Annotated in this window: 15 protein-coding genes; 12 read left to right on the top strand and 3 right to left on the bottom strand. The window is 68.8% G+C overall.

The window, feature by feature from the left end:
• Positions 1 to 712 precede the first annotated feature (712 nt).
• Complete coding sequence (locus tag E7V67_016230) at positions 713 to 1531, bottom strand: hypothetical protein (protein ID WUR11259.1); 819 nt, start codon at positions 1529 to 1531, stop codon at positions 713 to 715.
• Positions 1532 to 2160: 629 nt separating this feature from the next.
• On the opposite strand from E7V67_016230, the gene E7V67_016225 reads away from it, so the two are divergent.
• The 12 genes from E7V67_016225 to E7V67_016170 all read left to right on the top strand — a co-directional run bounded on the left by E7V67_016225 (position 2161) and on the right by E7V67_016170 (position 21354).
• The gene (locus tag E7V67_016225) at positions 2161 to 5250 is read left to right on the top strand and encodes a CHASE domain-containing protein (protein WUR11258.1); all 3090 of its coding nucleotides are present in this window, start codon (positions 2161 to 2163) and stop codon (positions 5248 to 5250) included.
• A 59-nt stretch (positions 5251 to 5309) separates the two neighbouring features.
• A complete protein-coding gene (gene recC / locus E7V67_016220; protein WUR11257.1) occupies positions 5310 to 8735 on the top strand; it encodes an exodeoxyribonuclease V subunit gamma in 3426 nt (1141 codons plus the stop codon).
• Complete coding sequence (gene recB, locus E7V67_016215) at positions 8732 to 12424, top strand: exodeoxyribonuclease V subunit beta (protein WUR11256.1); 3693 nt, start codon at positions 8732 to 8734, stop codon at positions 12422 to 12424. The genes recC and recB overlap by 4 nt, the downstream gene beginning before the upstream one ends.
• Positions 12421 to 14433: an exodeoxyribonuclease V subunit alpha gene (gene recD / locus E7V67_016210; protein ID WUR11255.1), complete on the top strand. Its 2013-nt coding sequence runs from the start codon at positions 12421 to 12423 to the stop codon at positions 14431 to 14433. Before recB ends, recD begins: the two co-directional genes overlap by 4 nt.
• 252 nt (positions 14434 to 14685) lie before the next feature.
• Entirely contained in the window at positions 14686 to 15297 is a 612-nt protein-coding gene (locus tag E7V67_016205; GenBank protein WUR11254.1) for a hypothetical protein, read from the top strand.
• Positions 15298 to 15350: 53 nt separating this feature from the next.
• On the top strand, positions 15351 to 15581 hold the full coding sequence (locus E7V67_016200) for a hypothetical protein (GenBank protein ID WUR11253.1): 231 nt from the start codon (positions 15351 to 15353) through the stop codon (positions 15579 to 15581).
• An 80-nt stretch (positions 15582 to 15661) separates the two neighbouring features.
• Positions 15662 to 17539, top strand: a complete 1878-nt coding sequence (locus E7V67_016195) for a S8 family serine peptidase (GenBank protein WUR11252.1) — start codon at positions 15662 to 15664, stop codon at positions 17537 to 17539.
• A gap of 58 nt (positions 17540 to 17597) precedes the next feature.
• Positions 17598 to 17894 (top strand): LuxR C-terminal-related transcriptional regulator, encoded by a 297-nt coding sequence (locus tag E7V67_016190; GenBank protein WUR11251.1) that lies wholly within the window; start codon positions 17598 to 17600, stop codon positions 17892 to 17894.
• Positions 17882 to 18079: a helix-turn-helix transcriptional regulator gene (locus E7V67_016185; GenBank protein ID WUR11250.1), complete on the top strand. Its 198-nt coding sequence runs from the start codon at positions 17882 to 17884 to the stop codon at positions 18077 to 18079. The genes E7V67_016190 and E7V67_016185 overlap by 13 nt, the downstream gene beginning before the upstream one ends.
• A gap of 509 nt (positions 18080 to 18588) precedes the next feature.
• Positions 18589 to 20052: a hypothetical protein gene (locus E7V67_016180; protein ID WUR11249.1), complete on the top strand. Its 1464-nt coding sequence runs from the start codon at positions 18589 to 18591 to the stop codon at positions 20050 to 20052.
• A 140-nt stretch (positions 20053 to 20192) separates the two neighbouring features.
• Positions 20193 to 20495, top strand: a complete 303-nt coding sequence (locus tag E7V67_016175) for a hypothetical protein (protein WUR11248.1) — start codon at positions 20193 to 20195, stop codon at positions 20493 to 20495.
• A gap of 1 nt (position 20496) precedes the next feature.
• On the top strand, positions 20497 to 21354 hold the full coding sequence (locus tag E7V67_016170) for a hypothetical protein (protein WUR11247.1): 858 nt from the start codon (positions 20497 to 20499) through the stop codon (positions 21352 to 21354).
• 3 nt (positions 21355 to 21357) lie between these two features.
• Here E7V67_016170 and E7V67_016165 read toward each other — a convergent pair whose 3' ends face one another.
• Positions 21358 to 22311, bottom strand: a complete 954-nt coding sequence (locus tag E7V67_016165; GenBank protein ID WUR11246.1) for a serine hydrolase — start codon at positions 22309 to 22311, stop codon at positions 21358 to 21360.
• Positions 22312 to 22522: 211 nt separating this feature from the next.
• A complete protein-coding gene (locus E7V67_016160) occupies positions 22523 to 23548 on the bottom strand; it encodes a sulfate ABC transporter substrate-binding protein (protein WUR11245.1) in 1026 nt (341 codons plus the stop codon).
• Between the last annotated feature and the right edge of the window lie 149 nt (positions 23549 to 23697).

The following is a 23697-nucleotide window of genomic DNA, read 5'->3' as shown; positions in this document are numbered from 1 at the left end:
TCACGTTCAGTAGCACTGAGCCGTCATGAGCAAGGATCACGAACTCGAACTTTTCGCCGCTATTGCCGCGAGAATCCCAGGGCGCCTCGTATCGTCCTGGGTGTAGGTGAACCGTTGCCACATTCAAATTCACCCGTTCGGACCCTAGTTCCGTCCAGTACCAATAGCGGACCGCTTGATGCTGAAACGGTACTTTCGGTGCTAGCGCTCATGATGCCTCCAATCGTAGACTACAAGAGAAGCCGTCCGCTGATCGACTGCGATAACGAATCATGCTGAGACGGCAATCCGGCGTTGGATAGAAATTCAGCCCGGCCTGCGCGACATGTCATCAGTCAGGCTCGAACTGCCGTCAATCCAGTGCCGGCGGTAATCGGTCGAGCGGATATGCCACGAGACTGAATCTATTTTGCGCGCGTTGGTCGGCTGGATATACCCTGCGCAAGGAGGGCCGAAATGGGGAGATGGATTTGGTGGGGATCTGGGCGGCGTGCCACCGGCCAGTGAATGGCTCAGCGCGATTGCGACGGCAGCGCTGGTCGATGCCTGTCCAATTACCTGAGCTTGGAAATGTCTTCGTCGCGACCGCGCCTGACGGGGCGGGTGGCGCCGCGCTATCGGACTTGATGGGACGAAGTGCCGAGAAGTCCATTCGGCTGAAGAAAGCGCGGCGCGACCTGGGGCAGGACGGCAAAGCGCCGGGCGATCAGAGTCAGCTTGCCGTGCCCGCGCACGGCGCGTCGGCGGCGCTATCGAACAGCGTGTCGCCCATCCAGCGCAGCAGTCCGGCGGACGCACCTTGCGCGACGGCTCGCTCGGCCATGCCCAGCCTGCGCGCCAACGCCGGCAGCGCGCGGCAATAAACCGCCTGCACCCCGGCCAGCCGCGCCAGTTGTCGATACTCGACCACCATGCCGAGCGGCACCTGCGCCAGGACCTGCACCACTCGTTCGCGCCAGTCATCGGACCACGCGAGGGCGCGTGCTGCCAGCCGGACGACCGGGTCGCCTACTCGCACTACGCCGCCGCGCACTACCCTCGCCAGCACGCCGCGGTCCCTGCCGATGACGCCAGCGATGCCGGGATGGCGGGAATCCAGGTAGCGGCACGCTTCGCAGTGGAACGTCAGCCCGACGACGGCCATGTCGCCCAGCCGCAGCAGGGCGCCGGAAGGGAGATCCGTCGTGTCGACGTCCAGCAGCACGTTCTCGCGCAGCGTGTGCCGCGCCAGGCCGTGCCGCGCGTAGGCCGGCGCACCCGCCAGCAGCACCTGGCGGGGTGAGCAGGGATCGGCATGGCGGTCTCCCTCCAATCCGTACCTGGCCAGCGTCTGTACCGCCGGTACCGCCAGCACCTGGCCGGATGCCGTGGAGGCGCTCGAATGCAAGGTCAGCGCCAGCACATTGCCGATGGTCGGGCCTGCAAGGAAGTCAGCTGTGTCCGCGTTGGGCGCGCCCGCGCCCGGATCGTGCCGTGCCATGCTGGCTTCTCCTCGAAATGGTTTATCAAAATCGTGAAAACAGCGACGCACACTGCGGCGTCCGTACGGGCCCCGCAGGTCTTTCGACGCTGGCCGGACCATCTGTCGCGCGACTCAGTCAGCCACGGAAGCCCGCCCGCGCCGCGGCGACGCCCTTCCGAACGGCCAATACCGTCCGCTTACGGATAGGATACTGGTAAAAGCCACGATACGAAGCTCGCCCGCGCGGCCCCCATCGATTGGACCGTGAGGCGAAGCCGATGCGACAGCGCCATGCCGGGCTCGCCAGATGAAGCCGACAACGGCGGTCAGTACGGACAGGGAGACGATGACCAGAACGACCACAAGCACCGCCGCCAAGCCGGCGGCGCCGATGGCCGCCGCGGTGCCGAGTCCGGCGGCGGCCAGGCAAAGGGCCAGCAGCGCCATCGTGCCCGCCACGCCCGCTGCCGTCAGGGCCAGCGCCACACCCTGGCAGCGGCCGGTAGGCGGCTGCGGCACGGCGCGACCGTCTTCTCATTTGCACAGTGGCATTGCGCGCATCTGTGCCATGTCCGCCTCCCGCAACACTATTATCGTGCTATTCGACCCGACAGTGGCGCAAAAGTTCCGCACCTGGCCCGGTGCGACGGTGAATCTTGGTTGCCGGGGTCTTTCGGAGTATCCTGCTGTAGTGCAACTTGTTCAGATCGGCGGTGATGGGTAAATCGGGCAAACTGAGAACGACGACGACGCTGGGCCGCGCGCTGCAGTGGGGCATCGGGCTGGTGCTGGCGACGGCGGTCGGCCTGTCGTTCTATGCCGGCGCGCTGCGCAGCGTCGAGGAGGATGGTCGCCAGCGCTTCGACAACGCCACCCGCGCCACCCAGTACAGCATCTCGGCCCGGGTGAAATCCTATTCCGACGTGGTGCGCGGCCTGGTGGCGCTGTTCCAGACCTCGGACAACCTGTCGCGCCTGCAATTCCAGCAATACGTTAACAGCCTCGGCCTGGCCCAGCACTTTCCCGCCATCGAGGCCATTACTTACGCGCCGTACGTGACGGATGCACAGCGCGACGCCTTCGTTGCCGCCGTGCGCGCCGACACCAGCCTCGACCCGGCCGGCTATCCCCGCTTCGACATTCGCCCGCCGGGCCGGCGCGCCAGCTACGCGCCGCTGACCTGGCTGGAACCGATGGCCACCCTGCAGGACAAGTTCGGCGTCGACATCATCGCCAACCCGGCCATCGAGCGCGCCATGGCCCTGTCGCGCGATACGGGGCAGATCAGCGCATCCGGCCAGCCCATCAGGGTGCAGGGCCCGCTGCCGCACATCGGCCTGGGCATGCGCCTGCCGGTGTACCGACGCGGTGCGGTCGTCGACGACGTGGCCAGCCGGCGCGCCGCCTACCAGGGCTCGGTAGGTATCGGCTTTTCCGTGGCGGCGCTGGTGCAGGGCGCGATCGACGAGATGGCCGACCGCAAGATCCACATGATTCTCTACTCGGACGGCAACACGCCGCCGGACCAGCGCCGCCTCATCATCGAGGAAGACGACCGCCTGCTGTACAACGACAACGGCTCGCTGGAGGCGCCGCCGGCCCTGCGCGGCGACCTGGACGACTACTTCGTCGTCGTGTTGCCCATCGATTTCAACGGCAGCCTGTGGAAAGCCCAGTTCAACGCCCGCAAGACGGACATCATCAGCGGCTTCGACCGCGCGCTGCCGCGCATCGCGCTGGCCACCGGCTTCATCGGCACGATGCTGATCTACAGCTATGTGTTCATGCTGACCTCGCAGCGGCGCAAGGCGCAGGAACAGCGCCGCCTGCTCGACAGCGTGCTCGATACCGTCGACGCCCACGTCTACATGAAGGACGCGGAGCGGCGCTACGTGTACGTGAACGCGCGCCAGGCCCAGGTGATGGGCCGGCCGGCCGATTCCATCGTCGGCCGTACCGACCGCGAGCTGATGCCGGCCGCGCAGGCCGACGCGACGTGGCAGGAGGACCGGCTGGTGCTGGCCGATGGCATGAAGCGCTCCAGCGAGGGCCAGTACGCCGATGCCGACGGCACCGTGCGCCACCTGTGGACCGTCAAGGCGCCGGTCGAGCTCGACAGCGGCCGCGCCGTCATCGCGCTGTCCACCGACGTGACCCAGTTGCACCGGCTGAAGGAAGAGGCGCAGGCCGCCAGCGAGGCCAAGAGCGCCTTCCTGTCCAACATGAGTCACGAGATCCGCACGCCGATGAACAGCGTGATCGGCATGGCCCACCTGGCGCTGAAATCCGTCACCGACCCGCGCCAGCGCGACTACTTGCAGAAGATCTATCACTCCGGCCAGCACCTCCTGGGCATCATCAACCACATCCTGGACTTCTCCAAGATCGAGGCGGGCCGGCTGGAGCTGGAAGTGCTCGATTTCAGCCTCGATGCGCTGCTGGCCAATGTCGCCAGCCAGCTCGGTGAAGAGGCCAGCCGGCGTGGCCTGGAACTGGTGTTCGAGACCTGGCCGGGCCTGCCGGCGCAGCTGCGCGGCGATCCGCTGCGCCTGGAACAGGTGCTGCTGAACTTCACCAGCAACGCCATCAAGTTCTCCGAACACGGCCGCATCTTCATCCGCGCCCGTGCCGAGGAAAGCCGCGACAGCGAAATCCTGGTGCGCTTCGAGGTGCAGGACCGTGGCATCGGCATGACGGCCGAGCAGGTGGCCAAGCTGTTCCAGTCGTTCCACCAGGCCGACGCGTCGACTACCCGCAAATACGGCGGCACCGGGCTGGGGCTGGTGATCAGCAAGCAGTTGGCCGAGCTGATGGGCGGCACGGTCGGCGTCGAGAGCGCGCCCGGCGTCGGCAGCACGTTCTGGTTCACGGCGCGCCTCGAACGCGGCGCGGCGCTGGCCGCGCCGGCGCCGGCCGCGCTGGGGGACGAATCGATGGCCGCGATCCGCGGCGCCAGCATCCTGCTGGTGGAGGACAACGTGTTCAGCCAGCAGGTCGGCCAGGAGCTGCTGGAGGATGCCGGCGCCACGGTGGTCGTCGCCAACAACGGGCGCGAAGCCATCGACCTGCTGCAGAAGGGCCACTTCGACTGCGTGCTGATGGACGTGCAGATGCCCGTGATGGACGGCTACGAGGCGACCCGCCAGATCCGTGCCCATCCGCGCCTGTCCGGCACGCTGGTGATCGCGATGACGGCCAATGCCGGCCGCGAGGACGAGGCCCGGTGCCTGGCGGCCGGCATGGACGAATTCGTCACCAAGCCGATCGCGCCGGCGCTGCTGTTCGGCGTGCTGTCGAAGTGGTTGAGCCAGCGTGCCGCCCACGCCCGGCCGCCGGCCGTGCGCAGCATGACGGCACCGGTGGCACCGGTGGCGCCGCCTGGCGCGTCGGCGCTGTCGGCCGGCGAGCTGCCGTCGGCGGCGGCCGCCGCGCCGCTGTTCGACGTCACGGCGCTGGGCCAGACCTTCGGCAACAAGCCGGAAAAGATGCGCAAGTACGCGCTGATGTTCCTGGAATCGGCGCGCGAGGGCATGGACGAGGTGGACGCGGCGCTGGCGCAGGGCGACCTGACGCGGCTTGCCGAGCTGGGCCACCGCATCAAGTCGTCCGCGCGCGCGGTCGGCGCGCAGAGCTTCGCCGAGCTGTGCCTGGCGCTGGAGCGGCTGCGCAAGGGCGGCCGCATCGAGGAGGCGCGCGCCATCGTCGTGCACATGCGCCCGCTGCTGGACCAGCTGGAACTGTACGTGGGCGAGGAACTGGAAGCGTATTTGCAGGGCACGGCCGAGTAGGACCGCGCGCGGCCGCCAACTGAGCGATAATAGCGGCTTGAAACGCAGTCCTTAGCCGCATGACCTCTCCCATCGCCCCCGGCCTCCTGATCCTGCACGGCAACCAGCTCGAGCAGCTGCGCGCCGCCGTGTTCCAATGGCTGCGCGGCCACCCGCTCGACCCGCTGGAAACCGACATCCTGCTGGTGCAGTCGAACGGCGTGGCCGAGTGGCTGAAGATCGCCATGGCCGAGGAAATGGGCGTGTGCGCCGCCACCCGCGTGGCGCTGCCGGCGCGCTTCCTGTGGCAGGCCTACCGTGCCATGCTGGGGCGCGAGCGGGTGCCGCGCATTTCCGCCTTCGACAAGGGCCCCTTGACGTGGCGCCTGATGCGCCTGCTGCCGGCACTGCTGGCCGATGCCACGTTCGCGCCGCTGCGCCACTTCCTGGCGGACGGCGACCCGGAACGCCGGCTGCAACTGGCCGAGCGCCTGGCCGACCTGTTCGACCAGTACCAGGTGTACCGGGCCGACTGGCTGGCCGACTGGGCCGCCGGGCGCGACCAGATGCGCTGCCCGCGCGGCGTGGCCCACCCGCTGCCGGAAGGCCAGCGCTGGCAGGCCGCCTTGTGGCGCGCCGTCGTCGCCAGCGTGCCGGAAGAAGAGCGCGCGCTGGGCCGCGCCAGCGTGCACACGGAGTTCGTGCGCGCGGTGGAGCAGGGCGGGCGGCCGGTGGCGCCGCTGCCGCGCCGCGTGGTGCTGTTCGGCGTGTCGGCGCTGCCGTACCAGACCTTGCAGGCGCTGGCGGCGCTGGCCCGTTTCACCCAGGTGATCGTGGCCGTGCCCAATCCCTGCCGCTACTACTGGGGCGACATCATCGACGGCCGCGACCTGCTGCGCGCGGCGCGCCGGCGCCAGCAGCCCAGGAATGGCCTGGACTTGGCGGCCGTGCCGCTGGAGGAGCTGCACGCGCACAGCCACCCGCTGCTGGCGAGCTGGGGCCGGCAGGGGCGCGACTACATCCGCATGCTGGACGAATTCGACGAAGCATCGAGCAGCGCGGGCGCTGGCGAGCATCTGCGCGTGGACCTGTTCAGCGAGGGCGACGGCGACACCTTGCTGCGCCAGTTGCAGGGCGCGGTGCGCGACCTGCTGCCGCTGGCGGAACACGCGTTCCCGCCGCCCGAGCCGGACGACCGCTCGATCGTCTTCCACGTCGCCCACAGCGTGCAGCGCGAGGTGGAGGTGCTGCACGACCAGCTGCTGACGATGTTCGCCGCCGATCCCACCCTGCGCCCGCGCGACGTGGTGGTGATGGTACCGGACATCGACGTCTTCACGGCCGCCATCCACGCCGTGTTCGGCCAGTACCGGCGCGGCCGCACGGCGCTGGACGCGCGCCACATCCCGTTCGAGATCGGCGACGTCAACGACCGCAGCGTCAACCCGCTGCTGGTGGCGCTGGAATGGCTGCTGCGCCTGCCGCAGCAGCGCTGCCGCCAGAGCGAGGTGCGCGACCTGCTGGACGTGCCGGCCGTGGCGGCGCGCTTCGGGCTGGCCGCGCAGGACCTACCGATCCTGGGCCAGTGGATCGAGGGCGCCGGCGTACGCTGGGGTCTGGACCGGCGCCACCGCGAGGGCCTGGGCCTGGGCCCGGCCGGCGAGCAGAACGCCTGGATCTTCGGCATCCGCCGCATGCTGCTGGGCTATGCCAGCGGCAGCGGCGCGGCGTTTGGCGACATCGAGCCGTATGGCGAAGTGGGCGGCCTGGACGCGGCGCTGGCCGGCTCGCTGGCGCAACTGGTCGAGCAGTTGCTGGGCTGGCGCGCGGCGCTGGCGCAGCCGCGCACGCCGCTCGAATGGGGCGAGCAGGCGCGCGCGCTGCTGGCCGCGTTCTTCGATGCGCGCGAGGAAGCCGACCGCCTGACCCTGAACCAGCTGAACGACACGCTGAACGCCTGGCTGGAAACCTGCGAAGGCGCCGGTTTCGACGAACCGGTGCCGCTGTCCGTGCTGCGCGAAGCCTGGCTGGGCGCGCTGGACGAACCGTCGCTGGAGCACCAGTTCGTCTCCGGCGGCGTCACCTTCTGCACCTTGATGCCGATGCGCGCGGTGCCGTTCCGTGTGGTGTGCCTCCTGGGCATGAACGACGGCGACTTTCCGCGCCGCGCCAGCCGGCTCGACTTCGACCTGCTGGCGTTGCCCGGCATGGGCCGCCCGGGCGACCGCTCGCGCCGCGACGACGACCGCTACCTGATGCTGGAAGCGGTGCTGGCGGCGCGCGACACGCTATATGTCAGCTGGTGCGGTCGCAACGTGCGCGACAACAGCGAGCAGCCGCCCTCGGTGCTGGTGAGCCAGCTGATGGACTACCTGAAGGCCGGCTGGCAACTGCCCGACCTGCAGGAGCGCACCACCGAGCACGCGCTGCAGCCGTTCTCGCGGCGCTATTTCGAGCAGGGCGGGCTGCTGACGTATGCCGGCGAATGGCGCGCGGCCCACAACACCGGCGAGGACGCGAACGAGGCCGGTCCGGACGAGGGCCTGGCGCTGGCGCCATTCGAGATCGATGAGCGCTTCCGGCTGAAGCTGTCGATGCTGGCCGCCTTCCTGCGCCAGCCGGTGCGCTTCTTCTTCCGCCAGCGCCTGGGGGTGGTGTTTGCCGAATCGGCGCTGGTGGGCGAGGACGAGGAGCCGTTCGGGCTCGATGGCCTGCAGCGCTACCAGCTGGAAGACGCACTGCTGCACGACGCCGGCGAAGACGATGTGGAGGATGGGGAAAAAGCCCTGGCCAGTCTGCTGGCGCGCGCCGAACGCCTGCAGCGCGAGGGCGTGCTGCCCATCGGCCTGATTGGCGATAAAGTGCGCGACACGCTGGTGCAGGCGCTGCTGCCGGTGCGCCAGGCCTGGCTGCGGCTGCGCGCCCGCTACCCGCATCCGGCCAACAAGCTGCCGGTCGGCCTGGTGCTGGACGGCGTGGTGCTGGAGGACTGGATCGACCAGCTGCGCAGCGACGGCGAGCAGACCGTGTGGCTGCTGCAGATGTCGTCGAAAGCGCTCGACAAGACCGGCCAGCCGCGCGGCGACAAGTTGATCGGCATGTGGCTGCGCCAGCTGGCCGCGAGCGCGCAGGGCGCGGCGTACACGGGCTTGCTGGTGGCGCGCGATGCGGTGGTGACGATGCCGCCGCTGGCGCAGGACAGCGCGCGCACCGTGCTGGCCGGCCTGGTGACGTGGTGGCGCCACGGCATGGACGGCCCGCTGCCGGTCGCGTGCCGTACGGCGCTGGCCCTGGTCACCGGCGGCGACGCGCGCGCCGCCTACGACGGCGGCTTCGACCTTGACGGCGAGGGCGCCGACGAATCCCTGGCGCGCCTGTGGCCGGACTACGCCGCGCTGGCGGCGCAGCCGGAGCACGCGCGCGTGGCGCAGGAACTGTATGGCCCGCTGGCGGCGTGGCTGAAGGAGCACGTCGGCGTGCAGCCGATCGAAGGAGAGGGCGCGTGAGCGACGACATCCAAGGCACGCCGCTGCTGGACGCGCTGACGTTTCCGCTGCACGGCTCGCGCCTGATCGAGGCCAGCGCCGGCACGGGCAAGACGTGGACCATCGCCGCGCTGTACGTGCGCCTGGTGCTGGGCCATGGCGGCGAGCATGGCTACCTGCGGCCACTGCTGCCGGCCGACATCCTGGTGATGACGTTCACCCGCGCCGCCACGCGCGAGCTGTCCAACCGCGTGCGCGAGCGGCTGGTGGAGGCCGCCGCCTACTTCCGCGGCCAGGCCGACGGCGGCGATCCCTACCTCGACGCGCTGCTCGATGCGTACCCCGACCACGGCGCGCGCCAGCAGGCCGCGCACCGCCTGATGCTGGCGGCCGAGACGATGGACGAAGCGGCCATCTTCACGATCGACTCGTGGTGCCAGCGCATGCTGCGCGAGCACGCCTTCGACAGCGGCAGCCTGTTCGACGAGGAACTGGTCAGTGACGAGGCGGCCCTGTTCGAGGACGCGGCGCACGACTACTGGCGCCAGCAGGTCTATCCGCTGCGCGAACCGGCGCTGGGCGCGCTGCTGGCATGCTGGCCGGATGTGGGCCGCCTGAAGGCCAGCCTGCGCGACCTGGTGAAGCGCGCCGACGGCTCGTGGCACCGCGACGGCGACGGCCAGCCGGTCGCACTGGGCACCCTGATCGGCAGCGCGCTGCACGAGCTGCAGGAGCGCCTTGGCGCGCTGAAGGCGGGCTGGATCGAGCGCATCGAGCGGATGGAGATCTGGCTGGAGGAAAAGAAGGACGCCGGCCTGCTGAACGGGCGCAAGATCCAGATGAAATGGCTGGCCGGCTGGTTCGGCAGCCTGCGCGGATGGGTGGCGGACCCCGCCCGCGTCGATCCGGAGATGGCGGCGGCGGGCTGGCACCGCCTGTCGCCGGAGGGCATCGCCGAGGCCTACGAGGGCAGTGACGTGCCGGCCGAATTTGCCGAATTGCGCCAGCTCAAGGACGACCTGGCCGGCATCGAGCCGCTGGCGCACCGCTTGTACCGCCACGCCGCCGCCGTGATCGCGGCACGGATGGGGGAACTGAAGCGGCGCAACCGTCAGTTCGGCTTTGCCGACATGCTGCTGCGGCTGCAGCACGCGCTGGAGGGCGGGAACGGCGCGGCGCTGCGCGAACGCATCACCCAGCAGTACCCAGTGGCGCTGGTGGACGAGTTCCAGGACACGGCGCCCAGCCAGTACCGCATCTTCGACCTGCTGTACCGCGTGGCGGACAACGAGCCGAACCTGGGCCTGTTCCTGATCGGCGACCCGAAGCAGTCGATCTACGGCTTCCGCGGCGCGGACATCCACAGCTACCTGGCCGCGCGGCGCGCCACCGCCGGCCGCCACTACCAGCTGGGCACCAACTACCGGTCCACCCGCGAGGTGGTGGAAGCGGTCAACCGCATCTTCCTGCACGCCGAGCGGCTGGCCGGCGACAAGGGCTTCGACAAGGGCGCGTTCCGCTTCCGCTCCGGCGCCGTCAATCCGCTGCCGTTCGATCCGGTCGACGCGAAGGGGCGGCCGGAACGCCTGGTCGGCGTGGACGGCCAGTTGCAGGCGCTGACGGTGGCCTGCGCGGATGCGCCGGACCTGCGCGCCGACGCCTACCGCGATTTTTTCGCGCACCACTGCGCCGAGCACATCGTCGAGCTGCTGAACCATCCCGGCACGGGCTTCGAGGGTCCGGACGGCTTGCGCCGCCTGCAGCCGGCCGACATCGCCATCCTGGTGCGCGACCGCAAGGAAGCGAAAGCGATCCGCGACGCGTTGCGGCGGCGGCGCGTGCCCAGCGTCTACCTGTCCGACAAGGATTCGGTGCTGGACAGCGACGAGGCGCGCGATGTGCTGCGCTGGCTGACCGCGCTGGCCAATCCACTGGACGGCAATCTGGCGCGCGCCGCCTTCGCCACGCGCACGGCCAACCTGCCACTGGCCGAGCTGGCACGCTTCTCGGCCGACGAGCTGGCGTGGGAAGCGCGCACCGAGCAGCTCAAGGCCCTGCATACCGTGTGGCAGCGCCAGGGCGTGTTGGCCATGCTGCGCCGCTTCATCCACGAACTGGGGCTGCCGGCCGCCTTGCTGGCGCAGCCGGGCGGGGAACGCCGGCTGACCAACCTGTTGCACCTGGCCGAACTGCTGCAGTCGGCCAGCCGCCAGCTCGATGGCGAGCAGGCCCTGATCCGCTGGATGGCCGAGCAGGTCGAGGGCGAAGGCGACAACAGCGACGAGCAGGTGCTGCGGCTGGAGTCGGACGCCGAGCTGGTCAAGGTCGTCACCGTGCACAAGTCGAAAGGCCTGGAGTACCCGTTGGTGTACCTGCCGTTCGCCGTCACCGCGCGCAAGGTCGAGCGGCGCAACCGCAGCTTCTTCGAGTACACCGACGGCGATGGCGTGCGCCGCATCGACATGGCGCTGTCCGACGACGCCCATGCGGCGGTGGAAGCGGCCCGCATCGAGGAGGAGCTGCGCCTCTTGTACGTGGCGCTGACGCGGGCGCGCCACTTCCTGTGGCTGGGCGTGGCCGCGCTGCCGGCCAAGGCCAAAGGCGCCAACGTGCTGCACGAATCGGCGCTGGGCTACCTGCTGACCGGCGGCGCGCCGCTGCCGGCCGATGCGCTGCAGGAACGCTGGCAGCATTTGCGCGGCGACTGCGCCGCCATCGGCATCGCCAGTGCCGGCGCGCCCGAGCGGGTCACCTTGCTGAACCGCGTCGAGCACAAACCACCGCTGCTGGAGGCGGCGCCGTTCGACGCCCAGTTCGAGCGCGACTGGTCGGTCGGCAGCTTCACGTCGCTGACGCGTGGCGTCCAGGTCGAGGTACCGGTGCCGGTGCCGCGCGACGCGCTGGAGGCGACGCTGCTGGAGGGCGAGGACGGCGACCCGGCCGCGAGCGGCGCGGCGGTGCAGGAAGCACCATGGCACCGTTTCCCGCGCGGTTCCGTGCCCGGCAACTTCCTGCACGAGCAGCTGGAATGGCTGGCGCAGGAAGGCTTCGACAGCATTCATGATGCCGGCTTCGACGCCCGCATCGGCCGCCGCATCGAGCGCGCCGGCTGGGGCCACCGGCTGGAGGACACGATCGCCTGGCTGCGCGAACTGGTCGTCACGCACTTGCCGCCGCTGGGCGCGGCACTGCAGGACGTTGGCATGCTGCTGCCGGAGATGGAGTTCTGGTTCCCCAGCGAGCGCCTGGCCACCGGCGCGCTGGACGCGCTGTGCCGGCGCCACCTGCTGGATGGCATGGCCCGCCCACCGCTGCCGCAGCGCGCGCTGCACGGCATGCTGAAGGGCTTTTCCGACCTGGTGTTCGAGCACGCAGGGCGCTACTGGGTGCTGGACTACAAATCGAATGCGCTGGGCAACCGCGACAGCGCCTACCACGCGGCGGCGCTGGCGCACGGCATGGCCGAGCACCGCTACGACGTGCAGGGCGCGATCTACCTGCTGGCGCTGCACCGGCTGCTGCGCAGCCGGCTGGGCGAGGCGTACCAGCCGGCGCGGCACCTGGGCGGCGCCGTGTTCTGGTTCCTGCGCGGCGTCGGCAATACGGCGACGCGCGGCTGCCACCTGATCGGCCCGGACGAAGCGTTGCTGGACGGCCTGGACGCGCTGCTGCACGCCGGCGCGCCCGACACCACGATGGACGAGCAATGAAGAAGAACGCCACCGATCCCCAGGCCGAGATGGCACGATCCGCCGCCACGCTGGCGCAGCTGGATGCACTGACCGAGGCGGGCAAGCTGCGCCGCCTGGCCGGCGCGTTCGCCCGCTTCGTCGCGACGCTGGGCCAGGCACCGGCGCCGCTGCTGGTGGCCGGCGCGCTGCTGTCCGAGCTGGAAGGGCGCGGCCACAGCTGCCTGGTGCTGGCCGACCTGGCGCACGACCCGTCGGCGCAACTGGGCTGGCTCGATGGCGAGTGGGCGGCGCTGCGCGCGGTGGCCGGCCCGCTGCCGAAGAAGGCGGCCGACTGGCGCAACCTGCTGCAGGCCTGCGAACAGGTGTGGCCGGTGGGCGACCTGGATTTCAACCAGCCGCTGGTGCTCGACGGCGAACGGCTGTACCTGCGCCGCTACTGGCGCGACGAGACCATGGTGGCGGCCTCCGTGCTGCGCCGCGCCGGCACCGAACGCCCGGTCGATGCGGCCGCCGTGCGGCGCTGGCTGGACCGGCTGTTCGAGCCGCGTGACGATGCGCGTGCCGATGCGGCGGGCCCGGACTGGCAGAAGATCGCCTGCGCCATCGCGCTGCGCAGCGAGCTGGCCATCATCACGGGCGGTCCGGGCACCGGCAAGACCTACACGGTGGCACGCTTGCTGGCCCTGCTGTTCGCCATGGCCGGCGCAGGTCAGGCGCACGGCCTGCGCATCGCGCTGGCGGCGCCCACCGGCAAGGCGGCCGCGCGCCTGAAGCAGTCGATCGACCAGGCCCTGGACGAGCTGGCGGACAAGCTGGGCGACACGCTGCCGCTGCGCGAACTGGCCGCGCGCATGGGCGCCGCCCGCACCCTGCACTCGCTGCTGGGCGCACGGCCGGACACGCGCAGCTTCGCCTACCACGCCGGCAATCCGCTCGACGTGGACGTGCTGATCGTCGACGAAGCCTCGATGGTGCACCTGGAAATGATGGCGTCCCTGCTGGCGGCGCTGCCGGCGCACGCGCGCCTGATCCTGTTGGGCGACAAGGATCAATTGGCATCGGTGGAGGCGGGCGCCGTGCTGGGCGACCTGTGCGCCGAGGCGGAAAGCGGCAACTACGCCGAGGACACGGTCGCCTACGTGCAGGCCGCCACCGGCGAGACCATCCCGGCAGACTACGCGCTGCGCGACGGCGGCGCGCTGGCGCAAAGCATCGTCATGCTGCGCCAGAGCCGCCGCTTCGGCGGTCCGATCGGCGCGCTGGCGCTGGCCGTCAACCGGGGCGACGGCGACGCCGCCCGCGCCGTGCTGCGCGCCGGGCCGGACGAACACGGCGGCCGCGTGCACTGGATCGAAGGCGCTACCCCGCCGGACGCGCTGGCGCTGGCGGTCGAGGGGCGCGCCGGCGCGCCGCAGGGCTACCGCGATTACCTGACGCTGGTGCAGGAAGGACCGGAGGCCTGGGGCAGCGACTACACGGGCTGGGTGCGCGCGGTGCTGCGCCGCTTCGAGCAGTTCCGCCTGCTGTGCGCCGTGCGCGCGGGCGAGTGGGGCGTGGCCGGCCTGAACGAAGCGATCGAGGCGCGCCTGGACGCGGCCCGGCTGATTCGCCGCCGTGGCGAGTGGTACGTCGGCCGGCCGGTCATGGTCACGCGCAACGACTACGCCACCGGCGTGTACAACGGCGACATCGGCCTGACCCTGCCGGACCCGCAGCGGCCCGGCTCGCTGCGCGTGTGGTTCGCCGACGGCGATGCGATCCGCAGCGTGCTGGCCACGCGCCTGCGCGACGTGGAGACGGCGTTCGCGATGACGGTGCACAAATCGCAGGGCTCGGAATTCACCCACACGGCGATGGTGCTGCCGCGCGAGATGAACGCCGTGCTGGCGCGCGAGCTGGTCTACACCGGCATCACGCGGGCGCGCGAGTTCTTCACGCTGGTGTCGCCGAACGCGGCCGTGCTGGGCCAGGCCATTGCCGAGCGCACGCAGCGCGCCAGTGGCTTGCGCGAGGCCTTGTTGCGGTAGAGGTCTTGGCAGCCAGGTGCCTGCCGCCGCCGGTACCATGCTGGTCGCTGTCCGGTTTCCTTTCGATCGCCTGCCGTGGGTAGGCGACTTCATGCATGAGTTTGGTAATGCATTGTCAATACGACACCGGAGCCATATCCGGTGCGCCGCCCTGAGCGCATCCTCTGTCGTGCCCGCCGCAATCGCTGCAGGCCCCTAGCCAGCGAGAGCTCGGCCCGGGTTCAACCGTCAAATTCATCGAAGGGAAACTCCATGTCTACCGCTCAATTCCAGAATTTTCAAGCATACGCCGCCGGTCCGAACGTCGCGCCACAGGGTGTAGATATTGGTGGCATCGTCGGCGCGGTCGCGCAGCATGCCGTGCAGCTGCTGCCAGGCCTGTTGATGGGGCTGCTGTCCGCCCACCCGCAGTTGCAGGGCGCGCGCCCAGGAGTGACGCCCCAGAGCTTTAGTGTAAACACGCTATTAGGCGGCTTCTCCGTGTCGGACAGCAAACCGCAGCTGGGCGTTGCGGGCAACGGTGCAGGCGTGGCGCCGCAAAGCTTCAGCTTTTACACGCCAATTGGCGGGTTCTCGGTTGCGGAAAACCGGCCACAGCTGGGTAGCAATGGCGCCGGTCTCGCGCCGCAAGGCATCGATTTTGGCAGCATCCTTGGGACCATCGCCAACGGCGCGGCACAAGCGCTGCCGGTGCTGCTGACGGGACTACTGAGCGCCCAGCCACAGGTACAGCAACTGCAGGCACAGGGCATCGACTTTGGCGCCATTGCGCGAACTGTCGCCGGCGCCATCGCCCCGCAAATCCCTGCGATCGCCAACGGCGTTCTGCAACACTTCCTGGGCAACCAGGGCACCGCGCAGTAAGCGCGTCAGGCGCCCGCGAGGGCGCTTGCTGTCACGACCAAAGGAGCCGTGCCATGTCCGACATCGCCATCACACCCCGCGAGCGCAACGCACGCCACGATCTCGAGGCTGCCTGGGCCGACATCCAGGTACGGCTTCTTGGCATCAGCGGTTTGCAGTGGCGCTGCAATGATCGTGGCGCCCAGGCCGTGATCGTCAGCGTGCCCGAAGCCGATCTCGCGCGCGTGCGTGCGCTGCTGCAGCCCTTCTACATGGTCGACAGCAATCCGCCGCTGCACCTGTAGACCACTTTTCCCTGTCTGTATTGCCGGCTGGCGCGCATGGCGCGCCGCAGATCCCCTATTTCGTCCAGAAAGGAAGCGTCATGTCTGACAATCCGAAAGACCAGCAAAAACCGCGTCGTAGCGAGGCCGCAAGCGCTGACGCCGCCGATGCGAGCGCCGGCCGCTCCGAAGCCACCGTCCCCGTAAGCGATGACGGCCGGGGGACAACCGGCGAACGCCATGTGCAGTATCTTGTCACGCTGAGGCGGCGACCCGCGCTGGCCCTGACCGGCCTGTCCGGCTTGCCCGCACTGGGCCAGCCGGACATGGACCGGGTACATAACCTACTGCGCACGATGCGCAACGTCACCGTCGTGCGCCGCGTCCAGTCGAACCGGTTGGCGTTGATGGGTAATGGACCGGCATCGGGGAGCCACGATATCATCGTCGTGCGGACGAGCCCGGGTGCAGTGGGCGCCCTGTCGGCATTGGCCCACCCAGGTCTGATCGTCGAGCGCGATCACTTGCTGGGTCACTTGGCCGATACGGGACCACGCCTGTCGCCAACGATAGGCTTGCGTCCGCTAAACGTTATCCCGGCCAGCACGACGCTGCGCTTCCAAGTGCGCGATACGAGGGAGGCGCCGCAACAGAACTGTGCCGTTGTTCTGTACACCAATGGCGGCGCCGAGGCACAGGGCATGACCGATGCCCAGGGCAGGGCCAGCATTGCCGTGCCGGTGGGATACGTCAACGACATCGCAGCCATATACGTCAAGCCTTTTGCCGACTGCTGGGAGTGGTTCCGCTACCGCCCGGTACTCAGCGTCGACGATATCAACCCCGTGCAGTTGCAGCGATTGCCTGAATTCAGTGGAGCGGGCTTTGCCGCGCCGACGGCAGGCAGTGACGGCTTTGCCGGTTGGGGCGCGCGTCTCATGGGCTTGACGGAAGCGGCGCGAGGCGCGGCGCGCGGACGCGGCATCAAAGTGGCCATTATCGACAGCGGTTGCGACAATACACATCCGGCGCTGACGCACGTTACGATCGGTCAGGACTATACGAACCTCGACGGCGACCAGCGTCCCGACAGCAGTTCCTGGGTCACGGATACGATGTCGCACGGCACGCACTGCGCTGGCGTCATCACGGGCAACGGCCGTGACGGCCACATCCGCGGGTTTGTGCCTGACGCAGAGGTACATGTGCTCAAGCTGTTCCCGGGCGGTGCCTTCAATAACCTGGCTGCGGCGCTGCATTACTGCATCGACAACCAGATCGATGTCGTCAATTGCAGTCTCGGCGGGGATCAGACTTCCGAGGCGATCGCACAACTGGTCGACGAGGCACGCCAGGCGGGCGTGGCCGTCGTCGTCGCGGCCGGGAACTCCAGCGGTCCCGTGCAATTTCCGGCCAGCGTCCCCGGTGTCATGTGCGTCGCGGCCATCGGCGCGACAGGCGCTTTTCCCGATACCACCTACCACGCCCAGACCTGTGCCCAGGGCAGCGCCGGGCCAAATGGATTGTTCGCGGCCACGTTCTCATGCCGTGGTCCACAGGTGGGGGTGTGCGCGCCCGGAGTGGCCGTTATCAGCAGCGTGCCGGGCGGTGGCTATGCGGCCTGGGACGGCACCTCGATGGCAACGCCCGCGGTGACGGGGCTGGTCGCGCTAGTGATGGGCAGCCACCCTGAGTTTATGGGCCCGAACGCACTGCGCGGCACGGCCCGGGTGGACCGCGCCTTCCAGTTGATCGCCGCGGCGGCCGCACCGTTGCCGATCCCACGACAGCAGGCCGGCGCCGGGCTGCCGCGGGTGACGGCCGGCGCGCCCGCGACGGCCGCAGCGTTCGATGCGATGTCGGGCTGGAACGGCGGAGCGAACGACCATGTTTCGCAGGCGCAGCTGGAGGAACTGGTGCGCGCAGCGCTGGTGAGCGGGTTGGCCGCGCTGCAACCGGCGGGGGCTCGGCGAATGTAGTAGCGCGACGCGCGGCGTGTCGGGAAGGCGGCACGCCGTCGGTCAACCGCAACGATAAATGGGCACCATCATGGCTTACCCACCCGCGACAAGAAGGCCCATTCAGCTGAACCGTGCCATCACTTTGACCCCGCGTGAACGCGAAGTCCTGCAACAAGTGGCCGAAGGCAATTCTTGCAAGACGATCGCCAGACGGCTTGGCATCAGCGAGTACACCGTAAAAAAGCATCGCGCCAGTCTGCTGGCGAAGCTGGGGCTGCGCAACGGCATCGAACTCACGAGATGCGCGCTGGCAAAGGGCGGCAGACGGGAGGCGCGGGGACCGCCGCACCCGACCACGCGTTGGACAGCTTGAGCAGGAGGGAACAGACCATCGCGTGCCAGATCGTACAGGGCAAGACCAGCAAGATGGTGGCGCGAGAATTGGGAATCAGTCCGCTGACAGTTCGCAAGCATCGCGAGAACATCCTGCGCAAGCTGGGCATCCGCGATACGATGCAGTTGGCGATTCTGCTGCGGGGTGGTGACGGCACGCCTTGATGCCCGGCGCGCGCCGCGACGTTCCGCCCGCGTTGGCTTGCGAGGGACACGGGCGCGCATCATGCGTCGTCGGTTTTCAAGGGCATATTCTTCGCCCGACAAGTCAGCATGACGTCCCATCTAGTTTCTGCCGAACCTGCCGTCCCCAGGCGCGCGGCAATGCCGGCACGGCGCCAATCCACCGCCCAGCGGCGCCCGGCAACGCGGCGCCATCACCTGTCATCACGCTCAGTGCCGTCGGCCTCCCCGCGCAGGCCAAGGACGCCATACCCGCTGCCGCGCCACCGACGCGCGCTTTTACGGCCTCGATCGCTAGGCAGGAATGTCGGCCTGCGGCACGCAAGAGCCGGCCTAGACGCCGACCTTTCCCACAAAACCCTGTGCAAACAGGATCGGTAGCAGTCGACTCTTAATCCCAAAATGACGGGCCCAGCTGACAGGCATACTACCAATTGCGGGGTAAAACTAACCAACACTAAACTTCCCGGAAAACATGCCGTTAATTCAGCATGACCGCGATTTCATTCCTGCCCAGCCTGCCCGCCGCCCTGCGTACAGCGGTTCCGGCCTCCCGCCAGCCCGCCACACCGGCACTGGCCGGCGCCGCGGCACCCTCCACCGTCGTCAACCTCAGCGCCGCCGGTCTGGCCGCGCAGGCGGCGGATGCCAGTACCGCGCCGACGCCGCCGGGCCTGCGCTTCCAGGACCTCGCGGCACCCATGTTTGCCGCGCTGAAGAGCGGGGCGCCGGTGACGATCGGCGCCGACGTGCTGCCCAAAGACCTCGACAACCGTTTCACCCTCGACATCGTGACGGCCGCCGGCACCAAGGTCGGCCTGACCTTGGCCAGCCGCGGCGACGAGCTGCTGGTGCAAGTAAAAGCCGACGCGGCGTTGAGCGCCGAGGAACGCGACGCCGTGGCGGCGCTGGCCGAGGGCTACCAGGCAGCCATCGACGGGCTGTCGGCGCAGCCGCCCCGGATCGCGTTGGGCAAGCTGGCGCAACCGGGCAGCGGGCTACTGGCGTCGGTCGACCTGGACGCCCAGGTGACCTTGCCGACCGTGCCGGCGGCCACGCAGTCGCTGGCCTTCCACCTGGACGACGCGCAGCGCAGCGTCGCGCTGGACGGCCCCGCCGGCCAGGTCAACCTGGCGGTGAAGACCGACACGCCGATGCCGCCCGGCGGTCGCCAGCAGCAGGAGCGCGCCATCGAAAGCTACCTGCGCCAGTTCGACCAGGCCGCCGCGCGTGGCCATGGCGATGCCGGCCTGATGACGATGTTCAAGGATGCGTTCGCCGGCCTGTCCCGCACCGCCGCCGACGCTCCCGCCACGCCGGCGCCCACGCGTGCCTGGCTGGCGCCGCAGGACCGCGCCATGCTGACCGGCTTGTCCGACTTCAGCGCGACGGTGGCGCAAACGCCGCGCTGGGACAATCCGGTGCGGCGCACCGAGGTCGCCGGCTTCGAGTACGAGGTGTCGCAGCAGACCCGCGTGGGCGGCGCGTCGCGCGACGCGCGTTCGATCGCCCAGTCGCAGCAGTCGCGCCTGTCGGCGCAGTTCCACGAGCCGCTGACGCCGGGCGCGCCGCTGGCGTTCGACTACGCGGCCGAGTCGCAGAACTATCGGTACAGCACGATCGAGGACAGCGCCAGCAGCGACGTCGAACTGCGCTACCGGGACGGGCGCCTGCTGGGGGCGAGCCTGCGCCAGTCGGTGAGCCAGTCGGAGCACGTGGAGGAATACTTGCTGGGCAAGCTCAAATCCGCTCACGACACCCCGCTGCAGCGGCAGTTGGTGCGCGACCTGGTGGATACCCTCCAGCCGTACCGGGCCGATGGCAAGGATCTGTCGCAGGAACAGCGCGACGAGCGGCGCGAGCGGTACCTCGCGGCGCTGGGCCAGGAAACGCTGCTGCCGGGCAGCACGGTCGAGCTAGCCGCGCGCGACGCCAGGCTGGGCGAGGCAGCCTGAGCACTGGCGCCCGTCCCGCTGGGCCCGGATGCACGTTGTTGCAAACTCGCACCACCCAACCGTCAGGCGCCATTCATTTTTGACTTCCGATCAAGATTGTCGCAACAATAGCGAAACTACAACATACCATCGGGGGTGTCATGACAACACTGCGCGACCGGATCAAGACCGACGTGGTCCAGGGCCTTGATTTCATCTCGCCGCTGGACCTGGCGTCGTACGACGCCGCCGCCGTCGAGGCGGTGCGGATCGATTTCACGTCGGGATTCGACGACTCCATGAAGCGTGCGTTGAACGTGCCGTTGACCAAGGTGGCGCGCCGGCATGGCGACCAGAACAGCCGTCCCATCTCGTACGTCGAGACGGTAGCGTTGAAGACGGTGGGCGGCGCGATCGACCTGACCACGGCTGCCGCCACCGGCCAGCCATTTGCGGGGGAATGACATGGCACGCACCGTGAAGACCACGCTGGCCGCCGTACTGCTGCTGTGCTGCGCCGCCGCGCAGGCCCAGCTGACCCTGCGCCAGAGCGCGGAATTCGAGGACCCAGGCACCAGCAACAAGCCGGCGCGGCTGGGCTACTCGCGCAATAACGGGGAGGAGGCCGCCGCCATCGCGCTGGCGCTGACCTATACGTTCAAGCCGATGGAGCCGGGCCGCGACACCATCGCCGAGCCGTACATCGCGCTGGGCATCGAGGACGACGACACCACCAGCACCGACCGCAAGGCGATCGAGCTGGGCGTGCGCGCCACCATCGGCGACCAGTTCGAGTCGACCAACAGCTGGCTGCTCGATGCGGGCCTGGGCAAGAACCGCGACCGTGGCGCCGGCACGGAAGGGGCTTATGCGCGCGCGACGGCGGAACTGGTCAGCAAGAAGCTCAAGTTCGGGGTCGGCTACACGCCGGGGGAGTGGGGCCTGTTCATCCGGCCCCGCGTGGGCATCTATTACGCAAAAACGGACGAGACGGACGATCCGGTGCTGGTGCCGACGGGTTCCGGCAAAGGGGCGCTGCTCGAGCTGGGCTTCGACTTCTTCCCGAAGTTCAGCAGCCGCACCCGCGTCACGTACAGTGGCAAGGTCTCGCGCGACGCCAGCGTGTCCGGCAACCGGATCAAGGAAACCTACCGCAAGCACGTGCTGACGGCCGAATACCTGTTCTATGACTTCAAGGCGCCGCCGCCGCCGGGCGCGGCGCGCTTCTCGCTGATCGCGGAGCGCCGGGTCGGCTCCGATCCGCTGGAAGGCCAGCCGGTACGCAAGAACCGCACCGGTATCTACCTGGGTGTGAAGTTCTGACGCTTACTCGGCGCGGCGGCGGCGCGGCTTCTTGCTCGGTGCCGCCTTCTTGCGGCCATTGTTGGTGACCTTGGCCGCCTTCATGCGCCCGGCCGAAGCCTTGATCAGCGACGCCGGCGCCGCGCGTGCCACGCGGGTGGCGGCGCGCCCCTGGTCGCCCGTGATGTAGCGGCGGATATTGAGCGCGTCCATGATGCGGGCCGAGTTGGCGCGGGCGTTCAGCAGCACCACCGTCGCGTTCTTGCCGGCGGCCTTGATGCGCATGATCAGGCAGCGGCCCGCTTCTTCCGTGTAGCCGGTCTTGGACAGGCCGATGTCCCAGCCCTTGGCGCCGACCAGGCGGTTGGTGTTGTGGTACTCGACGCTGCGGCCCTTGACGTTGATGACCTCGCGGGTGTCCGTCGTGATGCGGGTGATGTCCGGATACGCCGCGGCCGCCGTGGCCATCTTGACCAGGTCGGCGGCCGTCGACGTGTTGGCCGGCGACAGGCCGGTCGGCTCGGCGATGCGAGTCTGCGTCATGCCCAGCGCCCGGATCTTGCGGTCCACGGCGGCCTTGAACGCGGCGGGGCCGCCCGGGAAGGTGCGGGCCAGCGAGGCGGCGGCGCGGTTGTCGGAAGACATCAGCGCCAGCTGCAGTACTGCGCCGCGCGACAGGGTGGCGCCAACCGGCACGCGCGACGTGCTGTGCTTGAGCACGTCCACGTCCTGCTGGTCGATGCTGATCTGTTCTTCCATGTCCAGTTTGGCGTCCAGCACGACCATGGCGGTCATCAGCTTGGTCAGCGAGGCGATCGGGACGATGGCGGTGGAGTTCTTTTCCACCAGCACCTTGCCGGTGCCGTCTTCGACGACCAGCACGGATTGCGAACCCAGCCGGACATCAGGCGCATCGGCGGCAAAGACGGCAGCCACGGAACACGACAGCAGCAGGGCAACGGCAAGTTTTCTGATCATTTTGGCATGAGATGGGAAGTCGGGGCGCAGGGCGGCACGTGGACAGCGTCGAGACGACATCTATCCATGCGGCAACTTACTTGAAGTACAGAAGATAGCATCGATGCGCGGCCCAGTCCAGACGGTGTCAGCAGTGCGCGACGGGGATTTTTTCCCTCAGCCAACGAAAAAGGAGGCCGAAGCCTCCTTTTAAGCGTCCTATAAGACTTGTCTACTTGCTGGCGTAGATCTTGTCGAACTCGCCGCCGTCGTCGAAATGGCGCTTCTGCGCCGCGCGCCAGCCACCGAACACGTCGTCCACCGTGAACAGCTTGACGGGCTTGAACGTGGCCTCGTATTTCTTCGCCACCGCGGCCGAGCGCGGGCGCAGGAAGTGCTTGGCGATGATTTCCTGGCCTTGTTCCGTGTACAGGAAGTTCAGGTAGGCCGTCGCTTCCTTGCGCACGCCGCGCTTGTCGACCACCTTGTCCACCACCGCCACCGGCGATTCCGCCAGGATCGAGGTGGCAGGGTAGACGATGTCGAAGTTCTGGCCGAACTCCTTGCGCACCAGCTGCACCTCATTCTCGAACGTCACCAGCACGTCGCCGATCTGGCGCTGCGTGAAGGTGGTCGTGGCGGCGCGGCCGCCCGTGTCCAGGATCGGCACGTTCTTGAAGATCTTCGTGACCAGCTCGCGCGCCTGGGCGTCGCTGCCGCCCGCCTGCAGCACGGAGCCCCAGGCGGCCAGGTAGGTATAGCGGCCGTTGCCGGCCGTCTTCGGATTCGGGATCACGACCGCGGTGCCTGGCTTGGCCAGGTCGGCCCAGTCCTTGATGGCTTTCGGATTACCCTTGCGCACCAGGAACACCATCGTCGAATAGCTTGGCGCCGCGTTGTGCGGGAATTTCTTGGCCCAGTCCTTGGCCACCAGGCCCTTGTCGGCCAGCATGTCGATATCGTTGGCCTGGTTCATCGTCACGACCGAGGCCTCCAGGCCGTCGGCGACGGCGCGCGCCTGCTTGGACGAGCCGCCGTGCGACTGCTTGATCTGGATGGTCTTGCCGGTGCTCTTCTGGAACTGCGCCTCGAACGCCGGATTGATGTCCTGGTACAGCTCGCGCGCCACGTCGTAGGAAACGTTCAGCAGGGTCACGTCGGCGGCGGACGCGGCACCGGGCAGGCCCAGCGATGCGGCGGCCAGTGCGGCCAGGACCAGGCGGCGCCCGGCGCTAAATGCGATTTTCTTATTTGGCATGGTGTGCTCGTGGTGGAAAACAGATATCAATGGTCGGCAATTCCCCGCCGAAAAGATACTAAATTTTCGTAATATGCTTAGATGCCGCGACAAGCGTGGCGTCAGCACGGCATCAGGCCGACTCGTGTATAGTCCGGCTGTCACAGGCC

The organism is [Empedobacter] haloabium, assembly GCA_008011715.2.
Classification (GTDB): Bacteria; Pseudomonadota; Gammaproteobacteria; order Burkholderiales; family Burkholderiaceae_D; genus Rugamonas; species Rugamonas haloabia.
This window is presented reverse-complemented; position numbering and strand designations above follow the sequence as displayed.

What these genes read in the sequence shown, in the direction of transcription:
- E7V67_016170 (WUR11247.1), top strand. Translation starts at nt 20,497, where the DNA reads ATGGCACGCACCGTGAAGACCACGCTGGCCGCCGTACTGCTGCTGTGC.
- E7V67_016160 (WUR11245.1), bottom strand. Translation starts at nt 23,548, where the DNA reads ATGCCAAATAAGAAAATCGCATTTAGCGCCGGGCGCCGCCTGGTCCTG.
- E7V67_016175 (WUR11248.1), top strand. Translation starts at nt 20,193, where the DNA reads ATGACAACACTGCGCGACCGGATCAAGACCGACGTGGTCCAGGGCCTT.
- recC (WUR11257.1), top strand. Translation starts at nt 5,310, where the DNA reads ATGACCTCTCCCATCGCCCCCGGCCTCCTGATCCTGCACGGCAACCAG.
- E7V67_016200 (WUR11253.1), top strand. Translation starts at nt 15,351, where the DNA reads ATGTCCGACATCGCCATCACACCCCGCGAGCGCAACGCACGCCACGAT.
- E7V67_016165 (WUR11246.1), bottom strand. Translation starts at nt 22,311, where the DNA reads ATGATCAGAAAACTTGCCGTTGCCCTGCTGCTGTCGTGTTCCGTGGCT.
- recD (WUR11255.1), top strand. Translation starts at nt 12,421, where the DNA reads ATGAAGAAGAACGCCACCGATCCCCAGGCCGAGATGGCACGATCCGCC.
- E7V67_016195 (WUR11252.1), top strand. Translation starts at nt 15,662, where the DNA reads ATGTCTGACAATCCGAAAGACCAGCAAAAACCGCGTCGTAGCGAGGCC.
- E7V67_016180 (WUR11249.1), top strand. Translation starts at nt 18,589, where the DNA reads ATGACCGCGATTTCATTCCTGCCCAGCCTGCCCGCCGCCCTGCGTACA.
- E7V67_016190 (WUR11251.1), top strand. Translation starts at nt 17,598, where the DNA reads ATGGGCACCATCATGGCTTACCCACCCGCGACAAGAAGGCCCATTCAG.
- E7V67_016205 (WUR11254.1), top strand. Translation starts at nt 14,686, where the DNA reads ATGTCTACCGCTCAATTCCAGAATTTTCAAGCATACGCCGCCGGTCCG.